Origin of the sequence: Neobacillus drentensis (genome assembly GCF_036962765.1) — a bacterium.
Lineage (GTDB): Bacteria > Bacillota > Bacilli > Bacillales > Cytobacillaceae > Neobacillus > Neobacillus drentensis_C.
In genome coordinates this window covers 1-10,168 of the sequence record NZ_JBALOS010000132.1, presented here as the reverse complement: position 1 = coordinate 10,168, position 10,168 = coordinate 1, and the positions used below count along the sequence as shown (strand labels likewise).

At 39.5% G+C, this 10,168-nt stretch carries 10 protein-coding genes; 6 read left to right on the top strand and 4 right to left on the bottom strand.

The features are described from left to right. Nucleotides 1–251: 251 nt before the first annotated feature. Nucleotides 252–1,442, top strand: a complete 1,191-nt coding sequence (locus tag V7137_RS16905; protein WP_335699166.1) for a glycine C-acetyltransferase — start codon at nucleotides 252–254, stop codon at nucleotides 1,440–1,442. A 53-nt stretch (nucleotides 1,443–1,495) separates the two neighbouring features. Continuing rightward, nucleotides 1,496–2,440 (top strand): L-threonine 3-dehydrogenase, encoded by a 945-nt coding sequence (locus tag V7137_RS16900; RefSeq protein WP_335699165.1) that lies wholly within the window; start codon nucleotides 1,496–1,498, stop codon nucleotides 2,438–2,440. 172 nt (nucleotides 2,441–2,612) lie between these two features. Here the strand turns inward: V7137_RS16900 and selD are convergent, their stop codons facing one another. Next, nucleotides 2,613–3,665 (bottom strand): selenide, water dikinase SelD, encoded by a 1,053-nt coding sequence (gene selD / locus V7137_RS16895; protein ID WP_335699164.1) that lies wholly within the window; start codon nucleotides 3,663–3,665, stop codon nucleotides 2,613–2,615. 145 nt (nucleotides 3,666–3,810) lie between these two features. On the opposite strand from selD, the gene V7137_RS16890 reads away from it, so the two are divergent. Beyond that, nucleotides 3,811–4,050, top strand: a complete 240-nt coding sequence (locus V7137_RS16890) for an Rdx family protein (protein ID WP_374226333.1) — start codon at nucleotides 3,811–3,813, stop codon at nucleotides 4,048–4,050. 96 nt (nucleotides 4,051–4,146) lie between these two features. On the opposite strand, the gene V7137_RS16885 is transcribed toward V7137_RS16890, so the two are convergent. Then, a complete protein-coding gene (locus V7137_RS16885) occupies nucleotides 4,147–4,545 on the bottom strand; it encodes an Hsp20/alpha crystallin family protein (protein WP_335699163.1) in 399 nt (132 codons plus the stop codon). Nucleotides 4,546–4,715: 170 nt separating this feature from the next. On the opposite strand from V7137_RS16885, the gene selA reads away from it, so the two are divergent. Continuing rightward, nucleotides 4,716–6,122, top strand: coding sequence for an L-seryl-tRNA(Sec) selenium transferase (selA, locus tag V7137_RS16880; RefSeq protein ID WP_335699162.1), 1,407 nt, complete (start codon nucleotides 4,716–4,718; stop codon nucleotides 6,120–6,122). A gap of 111 nt (nucleotides 6,123–6,233) precedes the next feature. Here the strand turns inward: selA and V7137_RS16875 are convergent, their stop codons facing one another. Continuing rightward, a complete protein-coding gene (locus V7137_RS16875; protein WP_335699161.1) occupies nucleotides 6,234–6,371 on the bottom strand; it encodes a small acid-soluble spore protein P in 138 nt (45 codons plus the stop codon). A gap of 112 nt (nucleotides 6,372–6,483) precedes the next feature. Here V7137_RS16875 and V7137_RS16870 point away from each other — a divergent pair, with 112 nt between their 5' ends. Then, complete coding sequence (locus tag V7137_RS16870; protein WP_218348438.1) at nucleotides 6,484–6,753, top strand: hypothetical protein; 270 nt, start codon at nucleotides 6,484–6,486, stop codon at nucleotides 6,751–6,753. 126 nt (nucleotides 6,754–6,879) lie between these two features. Here the strand turns inward: V7137_RS16870 and sspO are convergent, their stop codons facing one another. Further along, nucleotides 6,880–7,032 (bottom strand): small acid-soluble spore protein O, encoded by a 153-nt coding sequence (gene sspO / locus V7137_RS16865; protein ID WP_026567316.1) that lies wholly within the window; start codon nucleotides 7,030–7,032, stop codon nucleotides 6,880–6,882. Nucleotides 7,033–7,363: 331 nt separating this feature from the next. Here sspO and acnA point away from each other — a divergent pair, with 331 nt between their 5' ends. Then, a complete protein-coding gene (acnA, locus tag V7137_RS16860) occupies nucleotides 7,364–10,069 on the top strand; it encodes an aconitate hydratase AcnA (RefSeq protein WP_335699160.1) in 2,706 nt (901 codons plus the stop codon). Nucleotides 10,070–10,168: the final 99 nt, after the last annotated feature.

Here is a 10,168-nt window from a genome sequence, read left to right as displayed (position 1 = left end):
ATAAAATAATGTTGAAATATGACCTTTGTTTCTTTAGAAATAACCTAAATACGAATTGGGTATGTTATTAGAATAAAAATATTTTACTTTTTTGTCCGCTAGATATGAACAACTTTTAAAAAATATGATAAAGTATACATTAGGAATCCTTTAGTACCGCTATTTAACAGCAATTCAATTGTCCGTATGAAACGGACAATTGTTTTTGCGCAAACGACAATCCAGGATTAAAGATTAGAGGGGGATGAAATATGTCTAGTCATATTTTAGAGCAATTTTTAAATGAAAATCTTGAGGATTTAAAGGGAAAAGGCCTATATAATGTCATTGATCCACTTGAGAGCCCGAATGGACCTGTTATCACTATTAATGGAAGAGAATTAGTCAATCTTTCTTCTAATAACTATTTAGGTTTAGCAACGGATGAACGCTTGAAAAAAGCCGCCGCCGATGCGATTGAAAAATACGGTGTCGGGGCTGGTGCCGTCCGGACGATTAATGGAACGCTTAAGCTTCATGTTGAGCTCGAAGAGAAATTGGCTGAATTTAAACATACTGAAGCAGCAATTGCCTACCAATCTGGATTTAATTGCAACATGGCCGCTATTTCGGCAGTCATGGATAAAAATGATGCGATTCTTTCAGATGAGTTAAATCATGCGTCAATAATTGACGGCTGTCGACTTTCGAAAGCAAAAATAATCCGTGTTAATCACTCCGATATGGAAGATTTACGAGCAAAAGCTAAAGAAGCTAAAGAATCTGGTCTTTACAATAAGATTATGGTGATCACAGATGGCGTCTTCTCAATGGACGGCGATATTGCCTTACTGCCAGAAATCGTTAAGATAGCGGAAGAATTTGACTTAATCACCTATGTAGACGATGCACATGGCTCAGGTGTTCTTGGGGATGGGGCAGGTACTGTCAAGCATTTTGGTCTTTCTGATAAAATTGATTTTCAAATTGGCACATTATCCAAGGCGATTGGCGTAGTTGGCGGATATGTAGCTGGTAAGAAGAATCTTATTGATTGGTTAAAAGTCCGCAGCCGCCCATTCTTATTTTCAACTTCGCTTACTCCAGCCGATGTTGCAGCTAGCAAGAAGTCGATTGAAATTCTGATGGAAAGTACGGAACTTAACAAAAGGCTTTGGGAAAATGGAGATTATCTTAAAAAAGGCTTGAAAGAGTTAGGTTTTAATATTGGTAACAGTGAAACGCCGATTACTCCTTGTATTATTGGAGATGAAGCACTTACCCAACAATTCAGTAAACGTTTGAACGAAGAAGGTGTTTATGCTAAGGCTATTGTTTTCCCAACTGTTCCAAAAGGAACCGGACGTGTTCGTAATATGCCAACAGCAGCACATACAAAAGAAATGCTCGATCAAGCGATTGCAATCTATGAAAAAGTCGGCAAGGAAATGGGCGTTATCTAAACATAAGGAAATTACTATTTTTTAGCCTAAGTGAAGAGGACGGAGAAACGAAGATGAAGCGAATTTTAATCACAGGTGCCTTAGGGCAGATTGGATCAGAATTAACGTTAAAGCTACGCGATATTTATGGTGCGGATAATGTCATTGCGACAGATATTAAAAAGAATGACAGTGAAGCAGCCCAAAGTGGTCCATTTGAGACTGTTGACGTAACAGATGCAAACAAAATGGTAGAAGTTGCCAAGAAATACAACGTAGATACGGTTATGCACCTAGCAGCATTACTATCAGCTACTGCAGAAGCAAAGCCCTTATTTGCCTGGAATTTAAATATGGGCGGGCTGATGAATAGTCTTGAAACAGCAAGAGAGTTAAAGGCGCAATTTTTCACCCCAAGTTCGATTGGTGCTTTTGGCCCTTCAACTCCAAAGGATAACACCCCGCAAGATACCATCATGCGTCCAACTACGATGTACGGGGTTAATAAAGTGGCCGGGGAATTATTGTCTGACTACTATTTCCATAAGTTCAGTGTGGATACACGCGGTTTACGCTTTCCAGGGTTAATTTCCTATGTTGCGCTTCCAGGTGGCGGAACCACGGATTACGCCGTTGAAATTTACTATGAAGCGATCAAAAATGGTAAATATACTTCTTACATTGATAAAGGTACCTACATGGACATGATGTATATGCCAGATGCCTTGAATGCGATTGTTGATTTAATGGAGGCAGATTCATCTAAACTTATCCACCGCAATGCTTTTAATATTACGGCAATGAGCTTTGATCCAGAAGGAATTGCAGCGTCTATTGCTAAATTTGTTCCAGGATTTGAAATTTCGTATGAGGTGGACCCTGAGCGTCAAAAAATTGCGGAAAGCTGGCCGAATTCTATTGATGCTACAGCGGCAAAAGAGGAATGGGGCTTTAAATACGCGTTTGATTTGGATAAAATGACGAAGGATATGGTGGAAAAGCTGCGTCAGAAGTTATAACACGAAAAAATCCTGGGCCAATATGGTTCAGGATTTTTTTAATCGACAAATAATTGGCCGGATAATGGCGGATTTTTTAACGGTAATGGCGGAATTTGATATTATGGCTTTTTAACCCTATTTTAGGTGAAAAAAAACATAAAAGAAACAGCGAACCATAAGGGCTTCGCTGTCATCTTGTCACATATATATATTTATCTTTCTTCTCGGTCACTCTTCCCACAATCGATGCATAGGCTAACCCTTTAGATTGGAGCTTGTCAACATATTCAATGGCTTCCTGCTCATTGAGGGCAACAAACAGACCTCCGGATGTAATCGCATCGCAAAGGAGCAGCTGTTCCTCTGGAAGGATATCCTTATAGACAACGTCATCCGCTAACCATTTATGATTCGCCTTTGAACCGCCGGGGACTACACCTATTTTCGCTAATTCAAGTGCACCTTTCAAAACAGGGACTTGTGCGAGCGAAAATTCAAAACTAACCTGGCTGCCGCGTGCCATTTCACTGCCATGACCCAATAAGCCAAATCCAGTAACATCTGTAACTGCATGAGGGTGAAAATCAGCTAAAACTTCAGCCGCCACTTTATTTAAGGTAGCCATTGTTTCAGTCACAATTTGTTCCTGCTCCGCAGTTACCGCGGATCTTTTTATACCAGTTGTGATGATACCGACACCAATGGGCTTAGTCAACACAAGAACATCTCCTGGAATTGCCCCGACATTTTTCCAAACTTTTTCGGGATGGACGACACCCGTAACGGAAAGTCCGAATTTTGGTTCTTGGTCATCAATGGAATGGCCGCCCACCGTAATAGCCCCAGCTTCTTTTACTTTATCTGCTGCGCCACGTAGGATATCCGCCAGCATTTCTGCGCCAAGCTTTTTAATCGGGAAACCAACGATATTCAAGACGGTTTTAGGCTCTCCACCCATGGCATAAACATCGCTTAATGCATTTGCTGCCGTGATTTGACCGAACATATATGGATCGTCCACAATTGGCGTAAAATAATCAACTGTTTGGATCAACGCGATGGAGTCTGTTATTTGGTACACTCCAGCATCATCTGATGTATCCAGTCCCACTAATAATTCAGGAACAGGTTCTTGTTTCGGTAATTGACGCAAAACTTGCGTCAGGTCTTCAGGACCAATTTTACAGCCTCAACCAGCTTTTGTTGACAAAGAGGTTAGGCGAATTTTTTCTTGTTCACTCATCGTGTCCACCTCCCATATTATAGTATAACTCTTTCCAAGGAATTCCGCACAATATAGACAAAAAATTTGTGGCAGGGGCGGGAATAGGTTAAAATATTAACACTATCCTGATGTAGTAAACTTACTTTATTGGAGGGTATTTTCTATGAAGAATTACCATATCATTGTAGAATTTTGCATGCAATGAAATTACGCACCTAAAGCCGCGAGTTTCGCGGAAGAATTGTTTAATCATTTTTTTAGAGATATTCAAAAGTTAGAACTAATCCCAAGTTCTGGCGGTGCATTTGAAGTGACTGTGAATGGGGAGAAGATCTATTCTAAGCTCGAAACAGGCATTTTCCCTGATACGGAAGAAATGATTGAAATGATTTCCACAAAATAAAAGCAGCCCTCTTGTCCAAAAGATAGGAGGGCTTTTTTTAAAACATAATAATATTATGTCAACTGAAACATAAAAAATAAACCCACAAATTGTAACTTAAGGCAGGGTAATAAATCGATTTTTTCCGACACATTTATCTATTTTCGAAATCACAACTTCCAAAATTCCACCCGTAAAGGTTGCATAGATAGTTTGATTAACGACTAGAAAGGGAAAGTTTATGGAACGGACACGATTTTGATGTTTCATGGAAGGGGGGGATTTGGATGCAGATATCACTAATTTATTTCCTTCTATATATACCTTTATCTCAGAAGCCTCAAATTCACTTAAGATAGCCTCGACAATCCATTCCTTTTCAGTTTCATATAGATCGATTTGAAATTGCGTTTCATCATAATAGGCTGTAAGCGGATCGAGAAAATATCGTTCCAGCCATTTTTCTACTTCTTCAAAGTCAAAGCTTTGATTTTTAAGTTGTTTCTTTTTTGACATATTTAATCCCCCTTGCTCGTTTCATTTTATTCATTAGGGATAAAAATGTGAAAATGATGTGATATAATTGGGAGTACTGAAAGCGCCCCTTTTGAAAGTCCCAACACTGGCCGACCTTAGAGTTAGGTAAATAACATAGAAAAAGAACCATTAATAAAGGAGTTTTTATCTTGAAAGAATGGCTGCGCTCTATCCCCGCGATCCATGAACTTCAAAATCATGAGATGTTTTTGAGTCTGATTGAAGAAAGTCAGTTGGATCAAATGATTTTGACTAAACAACTTAAAGATGTCATTGATACCATTAGGACAGCAATTCTTAATGATAATTGGCCTGGTGCTAAGCCAGGGACCAACGATTTTGATGGTGAGCTGTTTTCAATCTTAGAATCTAAAATAAACAAACAGTATGCCTATACCATTGAAAAAGTCATAAATGCGACAGGGACCATTTTACATACGAATTTAGGAAGAGCTAGATTAAGCGAAAACGCTATCAGACATGTGGTTGAAACAGCAAGGAACTATTCCAATCTTGAGTATAAGTTATCTGAAGGTGAAAGAGGTTCACGTCATACCCATGTAGAAGCATTAATCAAAGAAATCACCGGGGCAGAAGCGGCTATGGTGGTAAATAATAATGCTTCTGCTGTTTTTCTTATCCTAAGAGCCCTCGCTGCTCAAAAAGAAGTGATTGTTTCGAGGGGACAACTTGTAGAAATTGGCGGCTCGTTTCGTATTTCTTCGATCATGGAAGAGAGTGGTGCGAAGCTTGTTGAAGTTGGAACAACCAATAAAACACACCTTTATGATTATGAAAAAGCAGTCACACCAGAAACTGCGATTGTCATGAAAGTACATACAAGTAACTTTAAAGTGGTTGGATTTACCAAATCGGTTGAAACAAAGGAACTTATTGATCTCAAGAAACAATTGGATGATGTTATATTTTATGAAGATCTCGGAAGTGGAGCGTTATATGACTTCATGAAGCACGGGATTGGAGAAGAACCGGTCGTAAAAGAAGTCATTGAATTAGGGGCAGATGTTGTTTCTTTTAGTGGTGACAAGCTCCTTGGCGGACCGCAGGCAGGAATTATCGCTGGAAAAAAAGAGATCATTGAGCGCTTGAAAAAGCACCAGTTGGCACGCGTATTGCGGGTTGATAAAATGACGTTGGCTGCATTAGAGGGAACGTTAATTGATTATGCCCGTGGTAAAAATGGACTGGTAAATATTCCAACGGTTCGGGACTTACTAGTTTCTCTTCAAGAATTAGACGTTCGAACAAAGTCTTTTGTTACAAATTTATTACAAAATACCGGAAAATATGTTACAAAAATTACAGAGTCCATCAGCCAAGTGGGTGGGGGAACGATGCCTGATGTAGAGCTTCCTACGATTGTTGTTTCCTTAAAACATGATTCATTGACGGCTGAACAACTGGGACGTAAACTTCGTACAGAAGTGAAACCAGCAATTATCGGAAGAATACAAAAAGATGAATTTATGATTGATTTAAGAACAGTCACTTCAGAGGAAGAAGTACACCTGCTACATGCATTAATTAATGTTTAAAACATAAAGAGGGAAGCCCCGGCACTCTACTTCGTGCTGGGGCTTTTTTATATTCACCTTCAGCTCCCAAAGACGTTTGAACACCGCCGGTTCATGGGCGCTTCCGGATTTCTACATATCATGATGGGTATTATGTTTGGCTCTTGAATGGTTGCGATTCTTTACTTTTTTGGAACCACTTAGCGGTTCAGGCTGACCAGATTGTTTTGGTGCATTTTTTCTCATGTCTTTGCTATCGTTTTTGTTCATTTTTTATCCCTCCTATTAGTTAGGATGCAGTCAATAAGTCCTTTTATACTGTATATTTTTTGTTGTTCTGTGCAATTTAACGGTAAACAAAATGAAGGAGTGAATGAAACAAATGCAAAAATTTCCGTACAACAAAGATAAACAACAAGCATATCAAGCAGCACAGCAAGGCTATGAGAATGCCCAAGGACTATACGAGACCATTGTGAGTGATAGTGCGAGCTATGGCCATCAGCTGAAGCATCTAAAAGATGAAGTAAATGAAGCGTATCAGCAGATCGCGAATGCGATGGAAGTGGCATCTGAACATCAACGGGAGCAGTTAGAGCGTTTCCAACAGGATTTGCAAAGCATGGTGTCCGAAGTCAATCAGGCAGAATAGGAAAAGCAGGCGGTGGATCGCCTGCTTTTTTCTCTGAATCCAGCTATAGCACCTAGGGGCTCGGGGTCATAAGCCCCTAGGGAAAAATGAACTACTTTTTCCCTGAGAAAGGCGCTTCCGCTTTTTTTATTGATTTTTCTTCCGCTTTTTGTTATTCATTCTTTCTTTAGCCGTTAATTCAGGTTCACTAGCCATTTCCTCATTAAAGCCGGCACCTTTTCCTTGTCCTTTAGCGGCATTCATTCCTGGAATTACATGATTAGACTTTCGTTTCACCATTCTAATCACCTCCTACATCATTACTATCTCCCTGATAATAAAAAAAAATGACATTTTAAAGTTTTTTTGAGATAATAATAGTGAAAATTTTGTTTTTTCCCGAACTGAATGCGCATAAGATCAGATAGTGTTTTTGAATTTTCAGAACAAAATACATAAAAAAACATAAGTAAAACTTATCAATCACAATAACTTTCTTGTTATTTACTTATGAATTAGGTTGTATTAAGATTAAAATTGTGAGAAAAGTTAAGATGGATGGGAAAATTCAAACTTTTCGACTTTTCATTAATTTTGGTATATTATGTCGAATGAAAGGGGTTTTTAACACATGGTTAAAAATGATGTATTTAACGCACGTTCTTCTTTTGAAGCTAACGGTAAACGTTACCACTATTACCGTTTAAGTGCACTTGAAGAGGCAGGAATCGGCAACGTTTCGAAATTGCCTTACTCAGTAAAAGTTTTACTTGAATCTGTACTTCGCCAATATGATGGCCGCGTAATTGCAAAGGAGCACGTTGAAAACTTAGCTAAATGGGGAACAGCTGAACTTAAAGAGGTCGATGTTCCATTTAAACCTTCACGTGTAATCCTTCAAGACTTCACAGGAGTTCCAGCAGTAGTAGACCTTGCTTCTCTAAGAAAAGCAATGGCTGACCTTGGCGGGGACCCAGACAAAATTAATCCAGAGAAAACAGTAGACCTTGTTATCGACCACTCTGTCCAAGTTGATGCTTATGGTTCCAATGATTCATTAAGAGTTAACATGGATTTAGAATTTGAACGTAACGCAGAACGCTACCAGTTCTTAAGCTGGGCACAAAAATCATTCAACAACTATCGCGCAGTTCCGCCTGCAACAGGTATCGTTCACCAAGTAAACCTTGAATACTTGGCTGACGTTGTTCACGTTGCTGAAGTAGATGGTGAATTAGAAGCATACCCAGATACATTAGTTGGGACTGACTCACATACAACTATGATCAATGGTCTTGGTGTTCTTGGCTGGGGCGTTGGCGGTATTGAAGCTGAAGCTGGAATGTTAGGACAGCCTTCTTACTTCCCAGTTCCTGAAGTTGTTGGTGTTAAGTTAACGGGCGAACTTCCAAATGGAGCAACAGCAACCGACCTAGCATTAAAAGTAACTCAAGTACTCCGCAGTAAAGGTGTAGTTGGAAAATTCGTTGAATTCTTTGGCCCTGGTGTATCAGTACTTCCACTTGCAGACCGTGCAACGATTGCCAACATGGCTCCTGAATATGGTGCTACATGCGGATTCTTCCCAATTGATGATGAATCTCTCGCATATTTGCGCTTAACTGGCCGTGAAGAAGAACAAATTAATGTTGTTGAACAATATTGCAAAGCAAACGGCTTGTTCTTTGATCCAGCTTTAGAGCCAGTTTATACAAATGTAGTAGAAATCGATCTTTCTGAGATTGAGGCAAATCTTTCTGGTCCTAAACGTCCACAGGATTTACTTCCACTTTCAAAAATGAAAGAAGAATTCATCAAAGCTGTTTCAGCACCACAAGGAAACCAAGGCTTTGGCTTAGAAGCGGATGAGCTTGATAAGTCAGCTACGGTGAAATTTAACAATGGTGATGAAACAACGATTAAAACTGGAGCAGTTGCGATTGCATCCATCACAAGCTGTACAAACACTTCCAACCCTTACGTTCTAGTAGGTGCTGGATTAGTTGCGAAGAAAGCTGTCGAATTAGGAATGGAAGTTCCAAAATTCGTGAAAACTTCTTTAGCACCAGGATCTAAGGTTGTAACTGGATATCTTCGTGATTCAGGATTACTTCCATATTTAGAGCAAATCGGCTTCAACCTAGTTGGTTATGGCTGTACAACATGTATCGGTAACTCCGGTCCATTAAAAGAAGAAATCGAAAAAACAATCGCTGAAAACGATCTTTTAGTTACCTCTGTACTTTCCGGTAACCGTAACTTTGAAGGACGTATTCATCCGCTTGTAAAAGCAAACTACCTTGCTTCACCACCATTAGTTGTTGCTTACGCGCTTGCTGGTACTGTAAACATCGACTTTGCTTCTGAAGCAATTGGTAAAGATAAAGATGGAAATGATGTTTTCTTCAAGGATATTTGGCCATCAACTGCTGAAGTTAATGATGTAGTTAAACGCACTGTTACCCCTGAACTATTCCGCAGCGAATATGCGAACGTGTTCGGTGACAACGAGCGTTGGAACGAAATCAAGACAAGCAATGAACCATTATATACTTGGGATGAAGATTCTACTTATATTGCAAACCCACCGTTCTTCGAAGGCTTATCACCAGAGCCAGGTACGGTTGAACCATTAACAGGACTTCGTGTTGTTGGTAAGTTCGGTGATTCTGTAACAACTGACCATATTTCACCAGCAGGAGCTATTGGTAAAAATACTCCAGCAGGAAAATATTTGCTTGAAAAAGGCGTTGCCATTCGTGATTTTAACTCTTACGGTTCTCGTCGTGGTAACCACGAAGTAATGATGCGTGGAACATTCGCAAACATTCGTATTCGTAACCAAATCGCACCTGGTACTGAAGGTGGAGTAACTACCTACTGGCCAACTGGCGAAGTAACATCTATTTATGATGCTTGCATGAAGTATAAAGAAAACGGCACTGGATTGATTGTTCTTGCTGGTAAAGATTACGGAATGGGCTCTTCACGTGACTGGGCTGCTAAAGGTACAAACCTTCTAGGTATTAAAACAGTTCTTGCTGAAAGCTTCGAACGTATTCACCGTTCAAACCTTGTGTTAATGGGTGTACTTCCACTTCAATTTAAAGAGGGCGAAAGTGCTGAAACACTTGGATTAACTGGTAAAGAAACAATTGATGTTCAAGTAGACGAAAATGTAAAACCTCGTGACCTTCTAAAAGTAACAGCAACTGACGAAGCTGGTAACAAGAAAGAATTTGAAGTTCTTGTTCGTTTTGACTCAGAAGTTGAAATTGATTACTACCGTCACGGCGGAATTCTTCCAATGGTTCTACGTGAGAAATTACAAGCTTAATATTGAAGAACACCATGCCTTTTGGCATGGTGTTTTTTTTAAGTAAAACTTGGATTTTACTTTGCTTAATGAGGAAATGATTGACAAAATATATAATCC

Excerpts from the sequence above, each read along its gene's own strand:
- V7137_RS16905 (WP_335699166.1), top strand. The coding sequence starts at position 252 with ATGTCTAGTCATATTTTAGAGCAATTTTTAAATGAAAATCTTGAGGAT.
- V7137_RS16900 (WP_335699165.1), top strand. The coding sequence starts at position 1,496 with ATGAAGCGAATTTTAATCACAGGTGCCTTAGGGCAGATTGGATCAGAA.
- V7137_RS16885 (WP_335699163.1), bottom strand. The coding sequence starts at position 4,545 with ATGTCAAAAAAGAAACAACTTAAAAATCAAAGCTTTGACTTTGAAGAA.
- V7137_RS16875 (WP_335699161.1), bottom strand. The coding sequence starts at position 6,371 with ATGAACAAAAACGATAGCAAAGACATGAGAAAAAATGCACCAAAACAA.
- V7137_RS16870 (WP_218348438.1), top strand. The coding sequence starts at position 6,484 with ATGCAAAAATTTCCGTACAACAAAGATAAACAACAAGCATATCAAGCA.
- sspO (WP_026567316.1), bottom strand. The coding sequence starts at position 7,032 with ATGGTGAAACGAAAGTCTAATCATGTAATTCCAGGAATGAATGCCGCT.
- acnA (WP_335699160.1), top strand. The coding sequence starts at position 7,364 with ATGGTTAAAAATGATGTATTTAACGCACGTTCTTCTTTTGAAGCTAAC.